This window comes from Bradyrhizobium sp. CCBAU 051011 (genome assembly GCF_009930815.1).
GTDB lineage: Bacteria > Pseudomonadota > Alphaproteobacteria > Rhizobiales > Xanthobacteraceae > Bradyrhizobium.
Map to the genome: position 1 here is coordinate 8,647,510 of NZ_CP022222.1, position 22,362 is coordinate 8,669,871.

A 22,362-nucleotide genomic window follows, 5' to 3' on the forward strand; every position below is an offset into this window, starting at 1 on the left:
TCACATGGCCTGGATCAGCGTGTCGTACATCTGCTTGATGGACGACATGACGCGCGCATTGGCGGAATAGGCGTTCTGCAGCGCGAGCAGATGCGCCATCTCGTCGTCGATATTGACGCCCGAGGCATCGGTCACCTTCTTCTGCAGGGTATTCAACACCACGGACTGACCATCGGCGAGTTGCTTGGCGGCGGTTGCGGCCTCGCCCTGCTGGCTGATGAACTGCTTGGCGAAGTTGGTCAGCGTGCCGGTGAAGGGAGCGCCGGTGGTCCCGATGCCGGTCTGCGGCGAATAGCGATAGTTCCCCGACTGCAGTTGCGTGAGAACGAAGTCGGCGCGCGTGGTGTCGCCCGAAGGCGTCAACGGGCTGGTGGAAAACACGACGGTGCGCGAGGGATCGCCGAGCAGCCCTAGATTGACGCTGATACGGCCGGCGAGACCTGTCTGCTGCGAACCATTGGCGGTGATCGCACCGGAAAAGAGACCACCATTATCCGTGAACAGTGGAAGCTGTGGGTTGCCGCTGGTGAGCGACGACATGGTCGTGGTGACCGACGCCGCCAGCACGTCCGAGCGATTTGGCGCGCCATCATCGAGCACGCGCAGGGTCGATCCCGACGGGTTTGAGAACTGCAGATCGCTCGCCCCTAGCGCGGCGTTGAGCTGGGAGACTACCGATGCCATGCCGCCGGAAAAATCGATGCCGAGCACCTCATCGTTCGGATCGAGCGTCGCGGTATTGCTCAGCGGCAGCACGCTCGGATCGTCGACGCGCACGATCGAGAGATTGCGCGTGACGCCGGTGGTGTTGTCCTTGTAGCTGACGTGGATGACGTTGCCGGATTGCAGGCCCGTGAGGTCGAGATCGTAGCCGGCCTGCGGCAACGCGGACGCCGGAGTAGCCGTGCCGGCCGTCGTCTTGTCCGACAGTGCGCTCGCCATCGACGCCGCAAACTGGTCGATCTGCGCCTGCGCCTTCACCAGCGTGTTGTCGCGCAGTTCGAGATAGGCAGCGATCTTGCCGGAACGGATCGAGTTGGTCGACACCAGATCGTAGCTGCCGCCGTGCGGGAAATTGATCGTGATGGTGCCGACGTTGTTCTTGGTCGGATCGGAATTGTACAGCGTGTTGGGCGTCATCGTGCCCTGAGGATTGAAGCTTAGCTGCGCAGCCTCGGTCCCCACCAGTTGCACGCCGGAGTTCGTGAATACCGTCACCTGATTGAGGTCGTTGACGACCGTCCTGATGTCCATCAGGCTCGATAATTGCGTGATGTATTGATCGCGCTGATCCAGCAGCGAGGCCGTCGCCGCGTCGGTCTTGCCGTTGTTCTGGAGCTGATTGTTGATGAACGCGATCTGGGCCATCGCGTTGTTTGCCGTAACAATGGAGTCGTTGATGCCCATCTCGGCATTGGCGCGCAGGCTCTGAATCCCCTGCGTCGCCGCATTGAGCGTCTGCGCCATCGTCTGCGCGGCGCTGACGGCGCCGATCCGCGCCGACTGCGAGTCCGGGCTGGTCGACAGGCCCTGAAACGCGGTCAGCAGCTTGTTGAACGAGTCCTCGATGGTGCCGGTTTCGGCCGGATTTCCGTAAACGTTCTGCAAATTTTGGAGAAAGGTCGAACGGATATCGGCGTAGGCCGCGCCCGAAGTTTCCGTGCGCAATTGGGCCTGCAGATATTGATCGAGCTGCCGGTCGACGCCGTGGAGCAGAACGCTCGAGCCGTAGTCGCCGGTCACGCCGGCGGACTGGATGATCGACTTCCTGACGTAACCAGGCGTTTCCGCGTTGGCGACGTTCGATCCGACCAGCGAGATCGCGGCTTGCGTCGCGCGCAGGCCGGACATTGCGGTGGAGAGAGCTTGACTCAAACCCATGACTAATTGCCCATCTCAAATCGCATCGCGAACGGCTCGTCGCGCGATCAGCGCAGCACGTTCAGGAGATCCTGCACCATCGTGTTGGAAGTCGTGATCACCTTGGTGTTGGCCGAGTAAGCCTGCTGGGTGACGATCAGCTTGGTGAACTCGTCGGCGATATCGGTGTTGGATCCCTCTAGCGACGAGCCGACGATGGTTCCGGCCTTGCCGAACAGCGCCTGTCCGGATCCGTCGGTGACCTCGAACGCACCGCCGTTGACGCGCTTGAGGAAGTTGGTGCCGTTGAAGGTAGCGACCGAGATTTCGGCGAGGTCGAGGTTGCGGCCGTTGGAATAGTTGCCGACGATTCGGCCGTTGGTGCCGACGCCGACGGACTGCAACTGGCCGGCCGGGAAGCCGTCCTGCTGGATCTGGTTGACCTGCACGTTGCCATTGGCGTCCGCGAATTGGGTGACGCCGCCGGTGCCGAAGTTGATGACGGGGCTGCCCAGCGAGACGCCGTTGACGACGGCATTGGTGAGCTCCACGGAGGGAATCGCCGGCGTCATCTGGCCCGAGGCGGAGAAGGTAAAATTGGTGTTGACGTTTTGCCACGCGACCTGGGTACCGGTTGCGTTGGGGTTGACCTGGTAGAACAGGTTCCAGGTATCGGTATGGCCCGCGCCGAGCGTGGCGCTGTCGACCTTGGCCCAGCGGAACTGCAGGTTCACCGGCGCGCCCGAGACGTCGTAGGTCGTGACCGCACCTCCCGCTATCGACTCGGCGAGGAACGTCGAATTGTCGTTGCCGACGACCTGGCCGGTGCCGACGCCGCCGCCGCCGCCGCGCGTCGCCGTCACGGTGCCGGTAAAGCCGAGCGCAGCCCAAGCTGAGGTGTTCGAACTGGAGACCGAGAGATTGGCTGTGGTGCCGGAATGCAGCGTGATCGAGCCCGAGGCGATCGTGGACGCGACTGACGTTCCCTGGAGCGCGTCGATCTTGCCCAGCAAGGTTCCGATGTTGTCGTCGACGTTGATCTGGTTGGCGCCGACGGCGGTGCCCGACGCCATGAAGGTGAGGGTTTGGCCGTTGACCGTGATGGTGTCGCCCGCGAGGAAATTGGTGGAGATCGAGTTGGTGCCGGCCGCGCCGTTGAGCAGGGTTGCGGCGGTGTTCGCAACCGACGGCGTCGCTTTGTTGTTCTGAGTGGTGCCGCTTCTGGAGGCGTCGGTAAAGGGCGCCGCAGGCGTGCCGAGCGCCAGCGGATTACGTCCGGCACTGTATGATCCGGGCACGATCAATTCCGATCCGGGAACGGAAACGTCGTGCTTGGTCGTCAGCGGATAGCTGGCGAGGTTGGCGCGATAGTCGATCCTGGTGGTTTGCTGCGCCGGCAAGAAGTCGTTCTGGAATCGGAGGACCTGTGGCGAACTGCCTGATGGGTTGCCGGTGGTCGGGTCGATCGGAACGCCCTGCAGATAATAGCCGGCGCCGTTGACGAGATAGCCGCTCTTGTCGAGCTGGAAGTCGCCGCGGCGGGTGTAGCGGTCGACGCCGTCGAACACCGGCGTGCCGTCGGTGAAGTTGCCCGGCTTTTGCACCGCGAAGAAGCCGTTGCCGTTGATCGCCATGAAGGTCGCGACCGAAGCCGTCTGCACGTCGCCCTGCACCGAGTTGGTGGAGCGGGATTGCGTGGTGACGCCACCCGCGAGCTGCGCGGTCGCTGAGGTCTGCGGAATCAGATCGAGGAAGGAGGTGTCGACGCGCTTGAACGCCGTGGTCTGCGAGTTGGCGATGTTACCCGAGACGTTTTCCAGCGCGTAGGAGTTGGCGCGGAGGCCGCCGACCGCGGTGGTGAGAGCGCCGAAGATACCCATGACATTTTCTCCAAATTCGATCCGGGCGGCTCGCCGGTGCAGGCCGCGTCGGGAGAAGATGTCGCAAGCGTCGTGCCAAACAGGAAAACTACGATAAATCAACGCCTTAAATAAAAAGCCCCGGTCCAGAGACCGGGGCACATTTGCCGGGCGGGCAACAATTGCCGGGCACAAGCCTTACGAGGCCGAGGGCCCCGCCGGGTGAAACACCATGCCAAATCCATCGATGCAATAGCGTAGTCCGGTCGGCTTCGGCCCGTCGTCGAAGACATGACCGAGGTGGCCGCCGCAGCGGCGGCAATGCACTTCGGTGCGCAGCATGCCGAAGGTGCGGTCCTCGGTCTTGCCCAGAGCGTTGTCGAGCGGCTGCCAGAAACTCGGCCAGCCGGTGCCGCTGTCGTATTTTGTGTCCGAGGAGAACAGCGGCAGATCGCAGCCGGCGCAGGCAAAAATGCCCTTGCGTTTTTCCTTCAGGAGCGGGCTCGAGCCCGGCCGCTCGGTGCCGTGCTTGCGCAGGATTTCATATTGCTGCGGCGTGAGCTGTGCGCGCCATTCGGCGTCGGTCTTTTCCACCTCGAATTTCTCCGCGGCTTGCGCCGGCGTGGTACGCAGCCAGCGGAAAGCAGCCAGGCCAAACAGGCCGGCTACGGATGCGAGCAGGATACGGCGGTCGAACATGGCAATCTCCGTGCGTAGCGGACGTAACGGTTCGCCATCAAATACGGACCCGGTCCGCCGACGTTACATTGATCCGTCCCGAATTTTCTCACTTTCCTGCGAGGAGACGACGGGCATCCCGCCGTCCTGCGGGTCCGCCGGCCGCGGCGGCTGCGGCCGCACCGGGCGTGGCGCGCCTGGCGACGGACGGTGCGGTGGCCTGGTTCCGGCCTGCCGGTTGGCCTCCGCCAGCCGCGCCTCACGTACGCGTTCCCGGACACGGGCGCCCTCGCGGTAACGGGCCAGCGCGCCCGCCGCGGCGGCTTGGCCCCGCCCCCACAGGCCGATCAGATGGCCGGCGGCACGACCGGTGGCACCGCCCGCCCAGACCAGTTCGAACGGCGAGAACAATCTCCAGCGGTCCTCACCCCACAGGATGCTGCGCGCGATCACCTGCCCTGCCATCGCCGAAGTGTTCAGTCCCTGCCGACCGAAGCCGCTGGCGACCCACAGTCCTTTGCGGAGTTGGCCGATCTGCGGCATGCCGTGCACGGTCACTCCGACCGCACCGCCGAACACGTCCGATATCGGGACTTTGCCGAGCTTGGGGAAAACAGTCGCAATGCGGCGCTGGATGGCCGGGCCAAAGCGGTGCGGCCGCGCGTCCCACGTGGTTTCCGGGCTGGCCCACATCAGCCGATCGCCGTCGACGATCCGGAAATGATCGATGCCGTCGCTATCGGTCACCGATCCCCTGAATGCGATCACTTCGCCAAGCCGCTCGCCGAGCGGCTCCGTCACCGCGGCATAGCGCCAGACCGGCAGCAACGTCTCCGACAAGCGGCGCAAGGGAGCGCCGAGGTGAACGTTGCCGGCCAGCACGATATGCGAGGCGCGCAGCCGTGCCGAGGGCGTCACGATGCGCTTGCGAATGCCGGACGGATCGATGCTGACCACGGGCGTATCCTCGAAGATGCGCGCGCCCGCCCGCCTCGCCTGCGCGGCGAGGCCGTGGATGTATTTGCGGCCGTCGATCTGGAACGCGCGCGGATAGTAAATACCGTGGAAATAACGCCTGGTCCCGAGTTGATCGCGAACGCGATCGACCTGCCACCCCTCGACCTCGGTCTCGAAATCCTCACTCAGCATCTGCAGCCGGCTGATCAGCGTTTCGCCGGCGTCGACATTGGAGACCTCCAGCGCACCCTCGCTCAGCGCAATGCCCGGCATCGCCTCTTCAGTCGCGGCAGCGCGAACGTAATCAGCGCCCTCCTTCGACATCGCCCACAATTCGCGCGCGTCCTCGAGGCCGATGCGCTCGATCAGGTCGCCGATCGGAAGACTGTAGCCCGGCATCACCGTGCCGAGCTGATGACCGGACGCATTCCAGCCGACATGCCGTCCCTCGAGCACGGCGACGCTGGCGCCGAGCCGTGCGGCCTCCAGCGCTACGGTGAGACCGGCAAGGCCGGCTCCCACCACGCAAATGTCAACATCGAGGTCGAAGGAGAGGCGCGAGCGAAAAGGCGCGTCGTCGTCGGGGCCGTTGGTCGCACTTGTGAAAGTCTCGGGCATAGCGTTTCTTAACGGACCGCTGCGGCGCTTGTCACCTTATCCGAGACATGAGCTTGTAGATTAGTCCAGACTAAGACCGAATCGAGATTGCGCCCATGCGCCGTTTGATGCTGCTGCGTCACGCCAAGACCGAACATGACGCGCCTTCGGGCCATGACCAGGACCGCCGTCTCGACGAGCGCGGGCGGCTGGATGCCGCCGCCATTGGAACCTGGATCGGCCAACATCCGCCGCTCCCCGATGCCATTCTGGTTTCCACCGCAGTGCGGGCGCGGCAGACCTGGGAGATCGCACGCGATGCGATCAAGGATGCAGTGCGGGAACGGCATCGGCAGCCGCAGGTCGAACTGCTCGACGAACTGTACGGCGCCGAGCCGGCACAGCTTCTGCAGATCATCCGCATGGCGGAGGTCACCGACCCCGCGCGGCTGATGCTGATCGGTCACAATCCCGGCATGCATGAGCTGGCGCTGATGCTCACCGGCACCGGCGACAAGGCGGCGAAGAAAGCGCTTGAAGACAATCTGCCTACCGCCGGCCTTGCCATCCTGGATTTCGCGACCGACGACTGGTGCGAGGTGGCGTTCCGCCGCGGCACGCTCGTTCGCTTCACCAGCCCGAAACTGCTGAAGCAGGCGCTGGACGATTGAGCCCCGCGGACATCCAGGCCCGTCCGTGCTAGGCTGGCGATGACCTGTTTTCGAGCGAATTAGCAACAAGTTCGCGTAAAAGAAAACGCGTCAAAACAATGGGCTGGCGTCGGGCTCTGACAAATCGGAACCGGACCGGCCGCAGCGGGAGGGGCAGATGTTCAAGTCGATTCTCGTGCCGATCGATCTGGCCGATACCGATCTGGCCAAGCCCGCGATTGCGACCGCCGCAACGCTGTCACAGACCTGGAACGGCTCGGTGCGCCTGCTCAATGTGTTGCCGATGACGCCGGTGATGCTGGCGGAATATGTGCCGGCCGATTTCGATGCCCAGCAGCAGGCGACCTCGGAGGAAGCGCTCGCGATCGTGGCTGCAGAATCCGGCATCGCCGCGCCGCGCATTTCTACTGCGGTGCGAAAAGGCGGCATCTATCATGAAATCCTCGAAGAGGCGGCCGCGATCAAGGCCGACCTGATCGTGATGACCTCGCACCGGCCGGCGATGCGGACCTATTTCCTCGGCTCCAATGCCGGCCATGTGGTGCGCTATGCCAAATGTTCGGTGCTGGTGGTCCGGCACTGAGGGTAGCGCCGCCGCAGCACGGCGGCGCCGTTAATCTCACATCGTCCGCCCGAACGTCGGATCAATCAGGCCGCGCACGGCCGTCTCGATCTGGCTGCGCTCCACCCCGATATCGCGAAGCGCGCGGTCGTCCAACTCGCTCAGCGTTTTGACGGCTTCGCGGTGCGCAAAATGGGTGATGATGCCGTTCACCCAGCCCTCGAGCAGGCGGAAAAATCCGGTCCGCGCATTTCGGGACGCAGGCTGACCTGCCGTCTGGGATACCGTCGTCATCGTTCTTCTCCTTGCTTTTGCGCGGCAAACCGCTGCCGCCGACGCAAACGCCCAATGCGCTTGCGCCTATTGATCCGATTGCTTGCACCCCTCTCAGTGCAATCTCTGGCTTGATGGGTTCAAAATGATCCGATACATTTCTCGGTGCAAGGAAAACATTGCTCTCGGTGCAATTATGTCAAAGTTCGAGTACCTGAAGCTTGCCGATACCGTCGCTGCCGAGATCGCCAATGGCGCGCTCAAGCCCGGCGACCGCCTGCCGCCGCAGCGCAGCTTCGCCTACGAGCGCAAGATCGCAGTCTCGACCGCGAGCCGCGTCTACACCGAGCTGTTGCGCCGTGGCCTCGTGGTCGGCGAAGTCGGGCGCGGCACGTTCGTTTCAGGTGAGACGCGCCGTGGTGTCGCGATGCCGGTCGAACCGCGCGGCGCGCGCATCGACCTGGAAGTGAATTATCCGATACTGCCGACGCAATCGGTGATGATCGCAAGAAGCCTTGCGGGACTGGAACGCCCCGAAGTGCTCGATCTCGCGTTGCGGCACTCGACCACGACAGGCACGCTGGCGGCGCGGACCATTTCCGCCGAATTTCTCTCCCGCGAGGACTGGACCCCGGCCCCCGATCAGCTCGTCTTCACCGCAAACGGCAGGCAATGCATCGCCGCCGCCCTTGCGGCGATGGTGCCAAGCGGCGGCCGCTGCGGCGTCGAGGCCTTGACCTATCCCTTCATCAAGGACATCGCCGTCAGGCTCGGCGTGACGCTGGTGCCGCTCGCGATGGACGAGCACGGCGTTCGCCCGGACGCAGTGCAGAAGGCTCACCGCGAAGCGCATTTGTCGGCGCTCTACCTTCAGCCGACGATTCAAAACCCGCTCGGCATGACCATGCCGCCGGCGCGCCGGGCCGATTTGCTGCGCGTGGTCGAGAAACTCGGCCTCACCATCATCGAGGATACGGTCTACGGCTTTCTCGACGAAGAAACGCCGATGGCCGCGCTCGCGCCGGATAGCTGCATCACCCTCGACAGCCTGTCGAAGAAGGTGGCGCCCGGCCTTGCGCTCGGCTTCATCGTTTCGCCGCCGCGCCTTCGCGAACGCGTCATGGCCGCGGTTCGATCGGGCGGATGGACGGCTTCCGGATTTGCGTTTGCTGCCGGGCAGCGGCTGATGGCTGATGGCACGGTCGCCGAACTGTCACGCCTGAAACGGATCGACGCGGCGCGGCGCCAGCAGATGGCGGCCAAATACCTCGCCGGCTTCGAGGTTCAGGCCAACGTCAAATCCTACCATCTTTGGCTGACCTTGCCGCAGCATTGGCGCTCGCAGACATTCGTCGCGGCCGCGGCCCGCCGCGACATCGCGCTGACGCCCTCGACCACCTTTGCGGTAACTCCCGGTCATGCCCCCAATGCCGTTCGCTTGGCGCTCGGCGCCCCTACCACCGAACAGCTCGATCTGGCGCTGCGCACCCTGTCGGGGATGCTGACGGCGAAGGAAGACGTCGACACGACCGAATAGCGCTATCGGTCGCAGGTTTCGCCCGCCGGCCACTCCGCGATAAAGCCCCTCGCCTTGTAGGGCTCGATCTTGTCCCATTCACCGAGCATGCGGCGGCTGAATTCGGCGTCGGTGTGCCAAAGCGCCCGCGGCGTCTTGAAGCTGTCGACCATGACCAGCATCTTCTCCACTTCCGGCCAGTGCCGGTGCAACGTCATCGGATAGCGGCGCGCCGTCCAGGTATTGCCGAGGCAGATCACGCTGCGGATGTTGCCGAGCCCCAGCGCGGCGTCGATGATGGGCAGCGAATAGATCACGTTCTCGCCGGTGTTCATTGCGCGATCCTCTCTCAGGATGATGTTGGCCGGAACGCCGCGCGCCATCATTGCATCGGCAATGATCGCGCATTCCGAGCGGTCCGATCCCGGCGTCACTCCGCCGCTCACGATGGCCCAGCGGAAATATCCCGCCCGCCACAGCCGGCAGGCTTCGTCGACGCGTCCGTCGACATCCTGGCGCGTACCGAATACGAACAGCAGGTCGGCCGGCCGCAGCGGCGTCTCGACCAGATGCCGCGCATTGATCGCGGCGATCTCGGCTTCCGTTGGCAATCGCGTCGTCGGAATTGTCACGGCCACTCGCTTCGTATCAGGGAATGCCGCACAAAGTGCCGCGCCTTGCGGCGCTTCGCGAAATCACATTTCGTGTCGCTTGATTGCGAATCAGACTACGGCAGCAGTGTCTCGGGAAGCGCGTCGAACGAATATCTGCGCGGCCGATTGCGCTTGATGAAGCCGCCGACGGTCCAGGCAAACCAGATCGCCATGCCGACCAGAAACAACGCGCCGATGAATTCGGAAGTCGCGAGCGCCCGCACAAGAAGTCCGACCATGGCGATGGCCAGCAGTGCCAGCATTGCAACTGCCACGGCATAGGTCACCGTCCCGATGCCGCCGTTCAGGGAAGCCGTACTGCCCGCCGCCTTCATCCTGCGATGCAGCTCGGTGATGAAGGCGCGGTAGCCCTGGTCCTGCGGCGTCATCAATGCAACCGTCTGCCAGCTCGTCGAAAGGATGGCGATCCGTCCGCCGCCGGTCCTTGCGATATCGGCGCGAAAGCGGCGGGATTGCATCGTCATCGGCCGATATGACAGGCGGATCGAAGCAATCTCGGCATAGGGCCATACGCCGGACCGGCTGCCGATCCGCCACGACAATCCGGCGTCCGTCAGTTCGAATTGCTGCGCCGACGAGATCAGCGACGCCTTGTAGGCGTAGCTGACCGTGCGCGCGCGCTCGCCTTCCGTTGCCTGGTTCGGTAGTGATGTCGGCAATTCAAAATATCCGTGACGTTTGAGCCCGCCTGCTTGCGCGGCGCGCCGGCTTTACCTTACAAGCGGGCCATGGCCCAGACGACTTATTTTCCGCGCCGCCTGATCCTGGCCGGCGCGATAGTTTCCGGAGTGCTGCTGGCGCTTGCCGTGCACATGCTGGGCGCGCGCTACGGGCTCGATCTCGGCGGCCTGTGGCGGTCCAATACCGGCGAGTTCATGCCCGCGGGCGCGGCGATCGCGTGGTGGCTGATTGCGACCGTGGGCTTTTCCGGCGGCTATTTCACCGCCAATTTGATGCATGGCGCGGCCTCGGGCCAGATTCCGCAACGGATGCGGCAGTTCCTGATCGTGGTCGGTGTGCTGATCCTTGCCGGAGCCGGACAGGCCGCCTCGGCGCCGAGCCCGGTCCCGACCGTATCGGGCGTGCTCGCCGGTCTCGCCGCCCTGTGCCTCGGTGCCGTGATGGCGTTTTGCGGCGCGCATTTCGCGCTGCGCAAGGCCTGAGGAAAGCAGGCTTAAAACAATCAGGCGACGACCTTCGCGCGGGCCTTCGACAGCATCGTTTCCACCTCGGCCACGGGACGCGGCGGGCTGAACAAATAGCCTTGCGCCTGTGTGCAACCTTCCTGGCGCAACAGGTCGAACTGCTCGACGGTCTCGACGCCTTCCGCCGTGGTGACGATGCCCAGACTCTTGCCGAGGCCGGTCACGGCGCGGACGATCGCCATCGAATCATCGCGCGTCGCCAGTTCAGTGATGAACGAGCGGTCGATCTTGATCTTGTCGAACGGGAAGCTGCGCAGGTAGCTGAGCGAAGAGTATCCGGTTCCGAAGTCATCGAGCGAAATCCGCACCCCGAAGGCGCGAAGCTCGTGCAGAACGGAAAGCGTGGCCTCACTGTTCTGCAGCAATACCGATTCCGTGATCTCGAGCTCAAGCCGGTCCGCCGGAAGACCGGAGGCTTTCAGCGCCTCCTTCACCGTCAACACCAGATTGGGATTCTTGAACTGCACCGGCGAGAGATTGACGGCGACACCGACATCCCGCGACCACCGGGCGGCGTCCATGCAGGCCTGGCACAACACCCACTCGCCGATCGGCACGATCAGGCCGGTTTCCTCCGCCAGCGGAATGAAGTTGACCGGAGAGATCATGCCGCGCAGCGAATGATTCCACCGCACCAGGGCTTCGAAGCCAACGACGACGTCTTTGGCGACGTCGCGGATCGGCTGGTAATAGACTTCGAACTCCTTGCGCTGTAGCGCCGCGCGCAAGTCGAGTTCCAGGAGCCGCCGCGCCTGCGCGCGGGCGTCCATCCCGGTCTCGAAGAAACGATAGGTGCCGCGGCCGTCTTCCTTGGCGCGATAGAGCGCGAGATCGGCCTTCTTGAGCAGCTCGTCGGGATTCTTGCCGTCTTCCGGCGCCAGCGAAATGCCGATGCTGACGCCGATGACGAGCTGGTGGCCGGCGATCTCGTAAGGCGCGGAAACCTGCTCGACGACGTGGCTGGCGAGCAAGGCGACGGCGGACGGATCGCAATCGTTGCAGAACTGCACAATGGCGAATTCGTCTCCGCCGAGCCGCGCCACTGTGTCGTTCTCACCGATGCATGCGCCGAGACGGCGGGCGACTTCCTTCAATAGCGCGTCGCCAACGGGATGACCGAGCGAATCGTTGATGTCCTTGAAGTGGTCGAGGTCAAGACAGAGCACCGCGAGCTGATCGCTGCGCTTGGCGAGCCGCAACGCCTTTTCGAGCTGCTCGCGGAATAGTATCCGGTTCGGCAGATTGGTCAGCGCGTCATGGCGCGCCATGTGGGAAATCTGTTCCTGGGCCTGCTGCCATTCGGTGATGTCTTCGAAGGTAGCGACCCATCCGCCGCCGTTCTTGGGCTGATCGACCACGCGGATCGACCGTCCATTGCGGGTCAACGTCCTGGTCACGCTGTCGCCGGCCCTGGCGGCGGCAATCACGCTGGCGACGAACTGATCGGGATCACCGTCCCAGCGATTGAGCGCCTTCTGCTGCCGAAGCACGTCGAGCAGCAAACGGCCTTGAAGAGCCATGCCGGTGCGCCCCATCATTTCGGCATAGCGTTGATTGTTGAGCAGGATGCGGCCATCCGCATCGAACATGCAAAGTCCCTGCGACATGTTGTCGAGCGCGGTATCGAGCAGGACTTTCTGACTATGGAGTTCGCCCTTGGCGCGGCGGTCGATCATCGCCGCCAGCAGCGACAGGCCGAGGATGGCGAATGCCGCGACCGCCGTCAGGAACGATAGCGCGGTCGGGGAAATCGACATCGTGTCGGAGCCGAGAGTCGGATCCGGAATCAACGTGACCGCGCCCATCGCCGTGAAATGATGCGAGACGATGGCAACCGTCAGCAGCCCGGTGGCGGCCATGGTATGGACCGGATTGTCACGGCGTATCGCGACAAGAAGCGCGATGGCCGCGAACAGGCTGCCAAACACGATCGAGGCCAGCACGAGGCCGTGCGACCATACAATGAACGCCGGCAGCTCGAGCGCTGCCATGCCGGTATAGTGCATCGCTGCGACACCGCCGCCGATGACGGCGCCGCCAAGGCCAACCACCCACCGACGTGAACTGGATAACGCAATGCAAAGACCGGTGGCCACGATGGCTATCGCGAAGACCAGCGACAACAAGGTGACGGGTATGCTGTATCCGGCACCCGCGCCCGGATCGTAAGCCAGCATCGCGACGAAATGAGTGGCCCAGATTCCGCAGCCTCCGACAGCCGCGTCGAGACCGATCCAGACTGCGCGCGTCCGGCCGCGCGATGCCCTGGCGCGATGAAACAGGCTTATGGCGACAGCGCTGGCGAGCCAGCAGATGGTGCCTGCCAATACGACCAGGCGCCAATCATGTTCAGTGGTGAGGCAAGTTAAGACGCGGTACATTACAGACTCCCCCAGCGGTCTGTAACAACGGTCCCATTCGTATATTTGGAGTAACCACCTCAATCCGGAGTGGGCGGATGGTGAACAAACGTTTTGGAACTCAACCGGCCGCAGCCTGCCGATGGTTAACGGGCGTTAGCAAGCACCACTGCTGCAGCGGGGCCCGAAAAGCGGCCCGGATCTGAGGTGAGCGTTGCGCATGGGTCACCCTTCAGGGCGCCCATGCCGCTCAAACAGGTCCGTTTCGATATAACACTTCAACGGATATCGAAGTATGGATGCTGTCAGCCGCCTGCGCGAGAAAAACGCCGCGCGAGATATTCTTCCCGCGCGGCGATTTGCCTCAACCAGGGCGACGATCAGCTTGCGGCGCGCAGGTTGACCTTGCCTTCCGCCAGCGAGGTCAGCTTCTTGTCGGTCGTCTTTTCCTCGTCGAGCGTCTGCTGCAGGATGCTGGCGCAATCGTTGCGCCCAAGCTGCCGCGCCCACGCAATCAGGCTGCCGTAGCGGGTAATTTCATAGTGCTCGGCGGCCTGCGCGGCGTTGATCAGCGCTGCATCCAGCACAGCCTTGTCTTCGACCTCGGCCGCAACTTCATCGGCTTCCTCGATGATGCCGTCGATGGCCGGGCAATCGACCGCCTTCACCTCGGCGCCGTGCATGCGGAACACCTCTTCCAGGCGCTGTACATGCGTCCTGGTTTCGTCGAGATGTGTCAAAAAGCCCTGCTTTAGCTGCTTGTCGGTGGCCTTTTCGGCCATTTTTGGCAGCGCCTTCACGAGTTGTTTCTCGGCGTAATAGATGTCCTGCAATTGGTGGATGAACAGGTCGTTCATGGTCTTGATGTCTTTGGTGAAGAGTCCCATTGCCGTCGTCCTCCGTTTGGAACACGCGGGTGCACGGCCTGGTTTTTGGCCCCGTCGCGCGCTTCGTGTTCGATGCTGATGGAGGCTAACCGGCTCGCGAATGCGATGTTCCTAATCGCCCCGAAAACGTCGCGATGGAACGCTGGAAACGCTGGAACGCCGCGGACAAAAACAGCACCGCGGAAACGGACCTCATTGCGACTCAAAATCGTTAACGCGGCGACATATGTAGGGCGTATGACAAAGACGGCGAGCGAAGCCAAAAGGCATGCTTGTCAAGGGCTGCACAACGGTCCGGTTTTGGCTTATGGGTTGCGCGCACGGTGCCCTCTGCCCGTCGACTGTCACGTGCCGTGACAGGCCCACCTTTACCTATTGCCGCCCCGCCGGGAGGATGAATGCATCGGCTGCTGACCGCGCTCGGGCGCGGCTTCAAGGAGAAGATCGGCTGGAAACGGCTAGGAATCGCTGCGAGTCTTCTCATCATAGCTCTTGCGATCACCCATCTGGTTCGCACCCTCAAGGGTGTCGATACCGGGGTGATTCTGACTGCGCTGACCGAAATCGCGCCGCATCGCATCGCGCTGGCGGCGCTGTGCGTGGTCGGTGCGTTCTGCACGCTCACTTTCTATGATTTCTTCGCATTGCGAACCATTGGCAAGAATCACGTCCCTTACCGCATCGCCGCGCTGTCGAGCTTCACCAGCTACACCATCGGCCACAATATCGGCGCCACCGTCTTTACCGGCGGCGCGATCAGGTTCCGGATTTATTCCGACTACGGCCTGACGGCGATCGATGTCGCAAAAATCTGCTTTCTCTCGGGCCTCACCTTCTGGCTCGGCAATCTGTTCGTGCTCGGCTGCGGCATGGCCTGGCATCCCGAAGCGGCATCGGCGATGGACCTGCTGCCGCCGGCGATGAACCGGCTGATCGCGATCGGCTGCCTGGCCGGCATCGCGGCGTATTTCGTCTGGTTGCTGATGGGCAAGGGCCGCCGCGAGCTCGGGCAGAATGGCTGGAAAGTCGTATTGCCCTCGGCGCGACTGACGCTGCTGCAGGTCCTGATCGGCGTCGTCGATCTCGGCTTCTGTGCGCTGGCGATGTATCTGTTGATGCCGATGTCGCCGCATATCGATTTCGTTTCGCTGGCGGTGGTGTTCATCCTGGCGACGCTGCTCGGCTTTGCCAGTCACGCGCCCGGCAGCATTGGCGTGTTCGACGCGGCGATGCTGGTGGCGCTGCCGCAGTTCGGCAAGGAACAATTGCTCGCGACGCTGGTGGTGTTCCGAATTCTATATTTCCTGATCCCGTTCGGCATCTCGATCTGGATCATGGGGACGCGCGAGCTCTGGCTCAGCGTGGTGCAGCCTTGGCTGGAACGCCGCCGGCTCAGCGAAGCCTGCACCGCCAAGGCCAGGGTGCGGCAACGTGTCGAGAGAGGCCAATCCCGCGGCCAGTAACGCCGTCGTTATCTGCGCCGTCTGGTCTTTTGGGCCGAAGCTGGCTCATTCTCTTATTTCCGCCTTACCGCTAACGTCAAACGACGCCATGGCTGGAATTCTCATACGTTCGATGATGTCGGTCGCGCTGATTGCCGCTGGGCTGGTCGGCATGTCCGCATCCGCTGCGCAGGCCCAGACCGCCGGCGGCTATGGGCCGCTGCAGATTTCCTGGGAAGTGCGCAACCGCTTCCGCCTGTTCCGCGAGGAGCGGGACTTCCTGCTGCACGCAGAAGCCGGGCGCGGCCGCAGCGTGCTGGCGTCGGAGCAGGTGCTGGCAATCCAGAGCGACGGTCGCGGCTGGGCGCGCAACACCGTGAACCGACTCTGTATCGATCTCGCCGGCCGCGTCAACGAACCCTGCAACCGCGACAACGTCAAGGAAAGCTATCTGACGCCGATCGATCATCCGGTCGTGATCCGTCTGACGGGCCCGGTGCCGGTCGGCGCCACCTGCGCCTGGACGGTGGACGACGGCGACGGCCCGCAGACTTCGACCTTTGACTGCGCCGAACCGGTCAATCTGCGGGTCCGCTATGGCCGCACCACAGTCGTGACCGCCGACATATCCAGTTCGGAAGGCACTCAGCGCGCTTTCACCGAGATCGCGGTGCGCGACATCTTCATCGCAGGCATCGGCGACAGCATCGCTTCCGGCGAAGGAAATCCGGACCGCCCGATTGCGCTCGCCGATGAAGGCTTTTGCTTCCGCTCCTATCTCGGAACGGCGGCTGCGCAATATTACCGGCCGAGCCGCGCCAGCTATAAAGGCGGGCGCGCCTGCGAGGCGCCTGATTCCCTCGCCGTCTGGCAGCGGCAGAGCGCGCTGTGGTTCAACCCTGCCTGCCACCGTTCGCTCTACAGCTATCAGACCCGGACCGCACTGGCGCTCGCCATCAGATATCCGCACATCGCGGTGACTTATCTGCCGCTGGCCTGCACCGGCGCCACTATCGCCGATGGACTGTTCGGCTCGCAGCGCGCCCGCGATTGCCTGCCGTCGAAAGCGGGCGGCGCATGTCAGGGCACCGTGAACGGACAACTGGCCGAGTTGCGCGAAGCCGTCACCGCCGCAAAGCGCCGGCAGTCGGACCGTCAGCTCGACCTGGTGCTGTTGTCGATCGGCGCCAACGACATCTATTTCTCCGGCCTCGTCGCCGACGTCATCGTGGACACCGCGACCGAACGCGCGCTGTTTCGGCGCAGCGGCGTGATGGCTTCGGTCGACGATGCACGCAGCGCCATGGCGCGGGATCTGCCGCAGGGCTTTGCCAAGCTGCGCGAGGCGCTCAAGCCCCTTGTCGGTGGCGACCTGTCGCGGGTCGTCTACACCTCCTACGCCAATCCGACGCTTGTGAATGGCGGTGCTCCCTGCCCCGGCGGACGCGGCGGCTTCGACATTCATCCCTCCTTCAATGCCCAGCCGCAGCGGCTGACCGCCGTGTCAAACTTCGTCGAAAACGAATTCCTGCCGCAGCTACGAGGGCTGGCGCTCTGCGAGGGCGGCATCTTGTGCCGCAATCCGCGCACCGACCGCATGACCTTCGTCGACAGCCATCAGGCCGCTTTTGCCAGCCACGGCTTCTGCGCGCGCGCCGAAAGCGATCCCGAATTCGACCGGCAGTGCTTTTCGGCGAAGGGCGACAGCTTCGATCCCGATATCGTCACGGCCGCCAACCAGCCGATGCTGTGCGGCCGCAGCGCCGGCGAGTACCGCGCCTATCTGCCGCGCGCGCGCTGGATCCGCGATGCCAATGACAGCTACTTCGCCGCGATGACCTATCCGCAAGGCCTGCCGACGTCGCAGCAGCCGTCCGATATCCATGACGCAACTTGGGGCGTGTTGTCGGCGGTCTATGGCGGCGCGGTGCATCCGAGCGCCGAGGGCCATGCTGCAATGGCGGATGCAGCCGTGCCGGCCGCCGCCGCCGTGCTGCAGCTCGATGCGGCGGTGCCTGAAGTCACTTCGCAGCCGATCGCGCCACCGGCACAGATGCAAAATGCGCCGCGGCCGCCGGGCCGCAGCGGCGGGCTGTACTAGCAAGGCGACATCGCTTCGCAGCGCGTTTGCTATTTGGCAGGCGCGGGTGCCGCAGGCACCGGAGTGGTGGCCTTCTTGACGGCCGGAGCCTTCGCCGGTGGTTGTTTCATCGCCGCGGCGTGCGCCGGCAGATATTTGGCGATGATCGCAGGATCGACTTGCGCCAGCGTCGTGTCCGGCAAGCGGTTCCAGACCTCATCCTTGCCCAGCAGCGAGATGCCGAGATAACCGCGCATCGTCAGCGTCTGCCCGTCGGGACTGAGCGTCATCTTGGCTTTGTAGATCTTGCCATCGCGCGGATCGAGCACGTTGCCGTTCTCGTATTTCAGGCCCTCCCGCTTCATGTCGCGGATGAAGGAGAGCCCGAGCCACGGCGCATCCTTGCGATCGTCGGTGCATTTCGCGCAGGTCGGATTGGGCGGATCGCCGGGCTGGAGAAAGAGCTTGGCGAACACGCCTTCGAACAGGCCGTTGCGATCGACCACCAGGAACCATCCGACCGGCTTGCCCTTCTCGACCTTCTCCCACAGCCCCGCCGCGGAAGGCTCCGCCGGCTGCGCGGCGAGCTCGCCGGTGAAGGCGAGACCGATCACGATCGAGAGCACCAGTTGAAATCCGGTCAGCTTGCGCATCGTCATCACCTGATCAATTCCCTAAATGAATGGCCGCAGACTAAGGCCATTTCGCGGAGGGTTCCAGTCGCGATCGTCGCCCCAACCAAGCACCGCGCCTAACATTTTTGGGAACTCAGGTGACCCCGAGCTTTTTCTGCAGGCTCGACGACGAGGTGGTGTACTGGAACACCAGCCGCTTGTCCGGATAGACGTAGCGGTGCGCCTTCTGCGCCATCAGCGCGCCCTCGTGGAATCCGGACAGGATCAACTTGAGCTTGCCGGGATAGGTGTTGATGTCGCCGATCGCGAAGATGCCGGGAACGTTGGTCTCGAACGCCGCGGTGTCGACCGGCACCAGATTGTTCTCCAGCGCGACGCCCCAGTTCGCGACGGGACCGAGCTTCATGGTCAGCCCGAAGAACGGCAGCATCGTATCGCACTCGATTTTCGAGATCGCGTTGTCGTTGCCCTTCATCACGGCGCCAGACAGCTTGCCGCCCTCGCCTTCGAGCGACGTCACCTGACCGATCTTCAAATCCATCTTGCCGCTCGCGACCAGCGCGCGCATCTGCTCGACGCTGTGGGGCGCAGCACGGAAATCGTCGCGCCGGTGCAAGAGCGTCACGCGCTTTGCGATCGGATGCAGATTGAGAGTCCAGTCGAGCGCGGAATCGCCGCCGCCGACGATCAGGATACTCTTGTCGCGAAACTGCTCCATCTTGCGCACGGCATAGAACACCGAAGAGCCTTCATAGGCCTCGATGCCCGGCACCGGGGGACGCTTCGGCTGGAACGAACCGCCGCCTGCGGAAATCACCACCACCTTGCACTCGAATATCTTGCCGGCATCGGTCGTCACGCGGAACAGCGGATCGCCGATCTTGTCGATCGTCTCGACCATCTCGTTGAGATGGAAGGTCGGGCCGAACGGCTTGACCTGTTCGAGCAGCGCCTCGGTGAGGCCCTGCCCGGTGACGAAGGGGATGCCGGGAATGTCGTAGATCGGCTTTTCCGGGTAGAGCTCGGCGCACTGGCCGCCGATCTTGTCGAGGATGTCGACCAGATGCGCCTTCATGTCCAACAGGCCCAGTTCGAAGACGGCGAACAGTCCGCACGGACCCGCGCCAATAATCAGCACATCTGTTTTGATCGCTTCGCTCATATCAGCTTCTTTTCGGTTAAACTGTCGGGAAGGCCGCATCTGTCTAGCCAAGGCGGCGGCAACAGGAAAGCCAAATATCGCGTTCCCGGTCGCCGCAACCCCTTGCCGCCATTCGACAAGTGGGCTGTAAGGAGGCGAGATTTTCGGAGATGGCCCCGTGAACGCCCCCTTGCGTCCCGACGCGACCCCGCGTCTGGAAGATTTTCCCTATCGCCTGTCGGACAATGTGCGCTTTGCCGACCTCGATCCCAACCAGCATGTCAACAATGCGGTCTACGCGACCTATTTCGAAACCGGCCGCGTCACGCTGATGAAGGATCGCAGCTACGGGCTGATCCCGGAGGGCCTCGGCTGGATCATGGTGCGGATCGACATCCATTTCCGCGCCGAGTTGCACTGGCCGGGCAAGATCGAATTGGGGCTCGGCGTCGCCAAGTTCGGCCGCACCTCGGTGAGCTTCGATCAGGTGGTGTTTTCCGAAGGCAAATGCGTAGCTTCAGCGCGTGCGATCACGGTTCTGATAGATGAAGTCACGCGCAAGCCGGTGCCGTTGACACCTGAGCTGAAGGCAAAATTTGCGCCGTGGATCCGCCACGGCGTCGACCCCGGATGAGGTGGGCCGCCCTGCTCCTGCTTGTGGTCGCGAGCATCACGCCACGATCTGCCGCGGCGGCGGAATATCATCGCGAGGAGTTGCGCATTCCGATGGAGGCTGCGGGTCCGCGCGGACTTGAAGCGATGCTGCTCAGGCCCTCGGGCACGCGGCGCTATCCACTCGCCCTGATCAGCCACGGCACGCCGCGCGAGGGGCTTTCGCGGGCGCCGATGTCGCCGTACGGATCTTATCGCCAAGCGCTCGAATTCGCCCGGCGGGGCTTTGCGGCGCTGGTCTTCATGCGCAGGGGCTACGGCGATTCCGGCGGCCAATATGCCGAGAGCAGCGGCCCATGTGAGCGGCGCGACTACATGCGGGCGGCGCGCGAGTCGGCGAGCGATTTGCGGGCGGCGATCGAGGCCATGAGGAGCCGGACCGACGTTTCGACCGATGGCATGATCGCCGTCGGCGTCTCCGCCGGCGGTTTCGCATCGCTGGCGCTGACCGCCGATCCACCGCCGGGCCTCGTCGCCGCGATCAACTTCGCCGGCGGCCGCGGTTCGCGCGCCAACAACGAGGTCTGCGACGAGGATGCCCTCGTCCGCGCCTTCACCACGCTCGGCAAGACATCGCGGATTCCGACGCTGTGGATCTATGCGCAGAACGACAGGTTCTTCGGACCCGAGCTGGTGCGCAGAATGCACGCTGGCTTTACCGGCGCCGGCGGGCGGGCTCAATTCGTCGACTTCCCGCCACATGGCGAAGATGGGCATTTTCCGCCACATGGCGAAGATGGGCATTTTCTATTTTCGCGTGGCATCCCGCTCTGGACGTCAGCGGTCGATGGCTTCCTGCGCGATCAAAATCTCGGAACGCGCGACATCGCCGCGATGCCGGCACCCTCGTCAATTCCACCGCCGCCGCAACTGCGCGACAAGGGGCGCGCGGGATTTGCCGATTATCTTTCCGCGAGCCCGCACAGGGCGTTTGCTGTCTCGCCAAAGGGCGCTTTTGCTTTCCGCAGCGCGCGCCGGTCGGCGCGCGAAGCGGCGGAAACAGCGCTTGCCGCCTGCGCAGAGTATGCGCCCGATTGCGCGCTATATGCGGTCGACGACCATCTCGCCGAAACCGCCAACGCCGGATCGCGCTGAACGTCCTCCGGACTTCAGGCCTGCCGCTCCGGCGTCGACACCACGAGACCGTCGAGGTCGTCGCTCACCTTGATCTGGCATGACAGGCGCGAGTTCGGCCGCACGTCAAAACCGAAATCCAGCATGTCTTCTTCCATCGGGGTCGGCGCGCCGACCTTCTCGCGCCAGGCTTCCTCGACATAGACGTGACACGTCGCGCAGGCGCAGGCGCCGCCGCATTCGGCCTCGATGCCCGGGATGGCGTTGCGAATCGCGGCTTCCATCACGGTCGCGCCGTTCTCGACTTCAATGGTTCGTTTTTCGCCCGTGTGGTCGACAAAGTGGATTTTGGCCATGATCGCTCGTGCTGCCGGAATCTGTGAGGAAGGTCCCGGCAGTCCTATAACGGGTCGATCCGTACAGCGCCAGCGGTCGGGACGAAAACCTTAAACGAGGCATTATACGAAGGTTTTGGCCGGTTTTCCGCTCAGGAACGGCGCAGAACCGCCTCGATCGCTTCCCGGGCCTGCGCAACCGCCTCGCCGAGTTCGGCGAGCGCCGCGGCGGCGTCGGAGCCGCTCGCGATGGCCGCCTCCAGCCGGGCTGCAGCCTCGGCGACGGCAAAGGCGCCGATCGCGCGGGCCGACCCCTTGAGCGTGTGCGCCAGCGCAGTGGCATCCGCAGGTGCGGCAGCGAGCGTGAGCACGAGTTTTAACGACTGGGCCGAGAACATCGTCAACACCTCCTGCTCGATACCGGCGTCGCCGAGCGTCATGCGCTGGAGGTGGTCGAAATCGATCGGCCCGCCGCCGGGAGCCAGCGGTGGCGATGGCATCCATTCAATCCGTTCGAGAGGAAGCGGCATGGCCTTGGAGATCCCGCCCCCGCCACTGATTCTCGGAGGAGCGCTCTTGGGTGAGCCAACCACGACAGTAGTTAACGGAACGTTCTCCGTATTCGCCGTAATTTCTCCTTATTTTTGACAAAAATCTGTCTTGATCCGGAATCCGGTTCCAGAAATTTGTGTATCCGTAAGGCTTTAAGGAACAAAACTGTTAACGATGATTAAGAATGTCTTAATCGCGGCCATTTCATTCGTATCGCTCTACCAATAGGATGTTTGCGGATGTGTGCGGACAAGCTGCCGGCGGGCACGCTTGCGGTCCGCTGGGGGTTATGAATCCGGCTTCGAGCTTGCGGGGGTTTTTGCAAGAACGGC

21 protein-coding genes are annotated in these 22,362 nt (G+C 63.6%); 8 read left to right on the plus strand and 13 right to left on the minus strand.

The genetic code is table 11. The annotated features are described in order from the left end of the window. The 4 genes from flgK to ACH79_RS40735 all read right to left on the minus strand — a co-directional run bounded on the left by flgK (position 1) and on the right by ACH79_RS40735 (position 5,972). Positions 1-1,881 carry a flagellar hook-associated protein FlgK gene (gene flgK, locus ACH79_RS40720; RefSeq protein WP_161855781.1) on the minus strand — a complete coding sequence of 627 codons (1,881 nt, stop codon included), beginning with the start codon at positions 1,879-1,881 and terminating at the stop codon, positions 1-3. Between the two features lie 47 nt (positions 1,882-1,928). After that, positions 1,929-3,740: a flagellar hook-basal body complex protein gene (locus tag ACH79_RS40725; RefSeq protein WP_161855782.1), complete on the minus strand. Its 1,812-nt coding sequence runs from the start codon at positions 3,738-3,740 to the stop codon at positions 1,929-1,931. A gap of 177 nt (positions 3,741-3,917) precedes the next feature. Then, the gene (gene msrB, locus ACH79_RS40730) at positions 3,918-4,418 is read right to left on the minus strand and encodes a peptide-methionine (R)-S-oxide reductase MsrB (RefSeq protein ID WP_161855783.1); all 501 of its coding nucleotides are present in this window, start codon (positions 4,416-4,418) and stop codon (positions 3,918-3,920) included. A gap of 63 nt (positions 4,419-4,481) precedes the next feature. Next, on the minus strand, positions 4,482-5,972 hold the full coding sequence (locus tag ACH79_RS40735) for an FAD-binding oxidoreductase (RefSeq protein WP_161855784.1): 1,491 nt from the start codon (positions 5,970-5,972) through the stop codon (positions 4,482-4,484). Between the two features lie 95 nt (positions 5,973-6,067). Here ACH79_RS40735 and ACH79_RS40740 point away from each other — a divergent pair, with 95 nt between their 5' ends. After that, positions 6,068-6,622 (plus strand): histidine phosphatase family protein, encoded by a 555-nt coding sequence (locus tag ACH79_RS40740; protein ID WP_161855785.1) that lies wholly within the window; start codon positions 6,068-6,070, stop codon positions 6,620-6,622. 157 nt (positions 6,623-6,779) lie between these two features. Next, positions 6,780-7,205: a universal stress protein gene (locus tag ACH79_RS40745; protein WP_161855786.1), complete on the plus strand. Its 426-nt coding sequence runs from the start codon at positions 6,780-6,782 to the stop codon at positions 7,203-7,205. 36 nt (positions 7,206-7,241) lie between these two features. On the opposite strand, the gene ACH79_RS40750 is transcribed toward ACH79_RS40745, so the two are convergent. Beyond that, positions 7,242-7,478, minus strand: coding sequence for a DUF1127 domain-containing protein (locus ACH79_RS40750; RefSeq protein ID WP_161855787.1), 237 nt, complete (start codon positions 7,476-7,478; stop codon positions 7,242-7,244). A 175-nt stretch (positions 7,479-7,653) separates the two neighbouring features. Between ACH79_RS40750 and ACH79_RS40755 the strand changes: the two genes are divergently transcribed. Further along, the gene (locus tag ACH79_RS40755) at positions 7,654-8,994 is read left to right on the plus strand and encodes a PLP-dependent aminotransferase family protein (RefSeq protein ID WP_161855788.1); all 1,341 of its coding nucleotides are present in this window, start codon (positions 7,654-7,656) and stop codon (positions 8,992-8,994) included. A 2-nt stretch (positions 8,995-8,996) separates the two neighbouring features. Here the strand turns inward: ACH79_RS40755 and ACH79_RS40760 are convergent, their stop codons facing one another. Then, positions 8,997-9,605: a YdcF family protein gene (locus tag ACH79_RS40760; RefSeq protein ID WP_161855789.1), complete on the minus strand. Its 609-nt coding sequence runs from the start codon at positions 9,603-9,605 to the stop codon at positions 8,997-8,999. A gap of 95 nt (positions 9,606-9,700) precedes the next feature. Continuing rightward, entirely contained in the window at positions 9,701-10,306 is a 606-nt protein-coding gene (locus ACH79_RS40765) for a hypothetical protein (RefSeq protein WP_161855790.1), read from the minus strand. A gap of 69 nt (positions 10,307-10,375) precedes the next feature. On the opposite strand from ACH79_RS40765, the gene ACH79_RS40770 reads away from it, so the two are divergent. Continuing rightward, the gene (locus ACH79_RS40770; protein WP_057861867.1) at positions 10,376-10,810 is read left to right on the plus strand and encodes a hypothetical protein; all 435 of its coding nucleotides are present in this window, start codon (positions 10,376-10,378) and stop codon (positions 10,808-10,810) included. A 20-nt stretch (positions 10,811-10,830) separates the two neighbouring features. Here ACH79_RS40770 and ACH79_RS40775 read toward each other — a convergent pair whose 3' ends face one another. Together ACH79_RS40775 and ACH79_RS40780 are read right to left on the minus strand one after the other, a co-directional pair. After that, on the minus strand, positions 10,831-13,233 hold the full coding sequence (locus ACH79_RS40775) for an EAL domain-containing protein (protein ID WP_161855791.1): 2,403 nt from the start codon (positions 13,231-13,233) through the stop codon (positions 10,831-10,833). Between the two features lie 359 nt (positions 13,234-13,592). Next, positions 13,593-14,099: a ferritin-like domain-containing protein gene (locus ACH79_RS40780; RefSeq protein WP_161855792.1), complete on the minus strand. Its 507-nt coding sequence runs from the start codon at positions 14,097-14,099 to the stop codon at positions 13,593-13,595. A gap of 398 nt (positions 14,100-14,497) precedes the next feature. Here ACH79_RS40780 and ACH79_RS40785 point away from each other — a divergent pair, with 398 nt between their 5' ends. Beyond that, positions 14,498-15,562 (plus strand): YbhN family protein, encoded by a 1,065-nt coding sequence (locus ACH79_RS40785; protein WP_161855793.1) that lies wholly within the window; start codon positions 14,498-14,500, stop codon positions 15,560-15,562. Positions 15,563-15,713: 151 nt separating this feature from the next. Beyond that, on the plus strand, positions 15,714-17,642 hold the full coding sequence (locus ACH79_RS40790) for a hypothetical protein (protein WP_371419493.1): 1,929 nt from the start codon (positions 15,714-15,716) through the stop codon (positions 17,640-17,642). 29 nt (positions 17,643-17,671) lie between these two features. On the opposite strand, the gene ACH79_RS40795 is transcribed toward ACH79_RS40790, so the two are convergent. Together ACH79_RS40795 and ACH79_RS40800 are read right to left on the minus strand one after the other, a co-directional pair. Further along, on the minus strand, positions 17,672-18,274 hold the full coding sequence (locus ACH79_RS40795) for a DUF2147 domain-containing protein (RefSeq protein WP_161855795.1): 603 nt from the start codon (positions 18,272-18,274) through the stop codon (positions 17,672-17,674). Between the two features lie 115 nt (positions 18,275-18,389). After that, positions 18,390-19,418: an NAD(P)/FAD-dependent oxidoreductase gene (locus tag ACH79_RS40800; RefSeq protein ID WP_161855796.1), complete on the minus strand. Its 1,029-nt coding sequence runs from the start codon at positions 19,416-19,418 to the stop codon at positions 18,390-18,392. A 157-nt stretch (positions 19,419-19,575) separates the two neighbouring features. Between ACH79_RS40800 and ACH79_RS40805 the strand changes: the two genes are divergently transcribed. Further along, positions 19,576-20,031, plus strand: a complete 456-nt coding sequence (locus tag ACH79_RS40805; protein ID WP_161855797.1) for a thioesterase family protein — start codon at positions 19,576-19,578, stop codon at positions 20,029-20,031. Further along, positions 20,028-21,164, plus strand: coding sequence for a S9 family peptidase (locus ACH79_RS40810; RefSeq protein ID WP_161855798.1), 1,137 nt, complete (start codon positions 20,028-20,030; stop codon positions 21,162-21,164). Before ACH79_RS40805 ends, ACH79_RS40810 begins: the two co-directional genes overlap by 4 nt. A gap of 14 nt (positions 21,165-21,178) precedes the next feature. On the opposite strand, the gene ACH79_RS40815 is transcribed toward ACH79_RS40810, so the two are convergent. Together ACH79_RS40815 and ACH79_RS40820 are read right to left on the minus strand one after the other, a co-directional pair. After that, positions 21,179-21,499, minus strand: a complete 321-nt coding sequence (locus ACH79_RS40815) for a 2Fe-2S iron-sulfur cluster-binding protein (RefSeq protein WP_057835376.1) — start codon at positions 21,497-21,499, stop codon at positions 21,179-21,181. A gap of 131 nt (positions 21,500-21,630) precedes the next feature. Then, complete coding sequence (locus ACH79_RS40820; protein ID WP_161855799.1) at positions 21,631-22,008, minus strand: Hpt domain-containing protein; 378 nt, start codon at positions 22,006-22,008, stop codon at positions 21,631-21,633. Between the last annotated feature and the right edge of the window lie 354 nt (positions 22,009-22,362).

Bases quoted from the DNA above. Each gene is read 5' to 3' on its own strand.
- flgK (WP_161855781.1), bottom strand. From the start codon at position 1,881: ATGGGTTTGAGTCAAGCTCTCTCCACCGCAATGTCCGGCCTGCGCGCG.
- ACH79_RS40725 (WP_161855782.1), bottom strand. From the start codon at position 3,740: ATGGGTATCTTCGGCGCTCTCACCACCGCGGTCGGCGGCCTCCGCGCC.
- msrB (WP_161855783.1), bottom strand. From the start codon at position 4,418: ATGTTCGACCGCCGTATCCTGCTCGCATCCGTAGCCGGCCTGTTTGGC.
- ACH79_RS40735 (WP_161855784.1), bottom strand. From the start codon at position 5,972: ATGCCCGAGACTTTCACAAGTGCGACCAACGGCCCCGACGACGACGCG.
- ACH79_RS40740 (WP_161855785.1), top strand. From the start codon at position 6,068: ATGCGCCGTTTGATGCTGCTGCGTCACGCCAAGACCGAACATGACGCG.
- ACH79_RS40745 (WP_161855786.1), top strand. From the start codon at position 6,780: ATGTTCAAGTCGATTCTCGTGCCGATCGATCTGGCCGATACCGATCTG.
- ACH79_RS40750 (WP_161855787.1), bottom strand. From the start codon at position 7,478: ATGACGACGGTATCCCAGACGGCAGGTCAGCCTGCGTCCCGAAATGCG.
- ACH79_RS40755 (WP_161855788.1), top strand. From the start codon at position 7,654: ATGTCAAAGTTCGAGTACCTGAAGCTTGCCGATACCGTCGCTGCCGAG.
- ACH79_RS40770 (WP_057861867.1), top strand. From the start codon at position 10,376: ATGGCCCAGACGACTTATTTTCCGCGCCGCCTGATCCTGGCCGGCGCG.
- ACH79_RS40775 (WP_161855791.1), bottom strand. From the start codon at position 13,233: ATGTACCGCGTCTTAACTTGCCTCACCACTGAACATGATTGGCGCCTG.
- ACH79_RS40780 (WP_161855792.1), bottom strand. From the start codon at position 14,099: ATGGGACTCTTCACCAAAGACATCAAGACCATGAACGACCTGTTCATC.
- ACH79_RS40785 (WP_161855793.1), top strand. From the start codon at position 14,498: ATGCATCGGCTGCTGACCGCGCTCGGGCGCGGCTTCAAGGAGAAGATC.
- ACH79_RS40790 (WP_371419493.1), top strand. From the start codon at position 15,714: ATGTCCGCATCCGCTGCGCAGGCCCAGACCGCCGGCGGCTATGGGCCG.
- ACH79_RS40795 (WP_161855795.1), bottom strand. From the start codon at position 18,274: ATGCGCAAGCTGACCGGATTTCAACTGGTGCTCTCGATCGTGATCGGT.
- ACH79_RS40800 (WP_161855796.1), bottom strand. From the start codon at position 19,418: ATGAGCGAAGCGATCAAAACAGATGTGCTGATTATTGGCGCGGGTCCG.
- ACH79_RS40810 (WP_161855798.1), top strand. From the start codon at position 20,028: ATGAGGTGGGCCGCCCTGCTCCTGCTTGTGGTCGCGAGCATCACGCCA.
- ACH79_RS40815 (WP_057835376.1), bottom strand. From the start codon at position 21,499: ATGGCCAAAATCCACTTTGTCGACCACACGGGCGAAAAACGAACCATT.
- ACH79_RS40820 (WP_161855799.1), bottom strand. From the start codon at position 22,008: ATGCCGCTTCCTCTCGAACGGATTGAATGGATGCCATCGCCACCGCTG.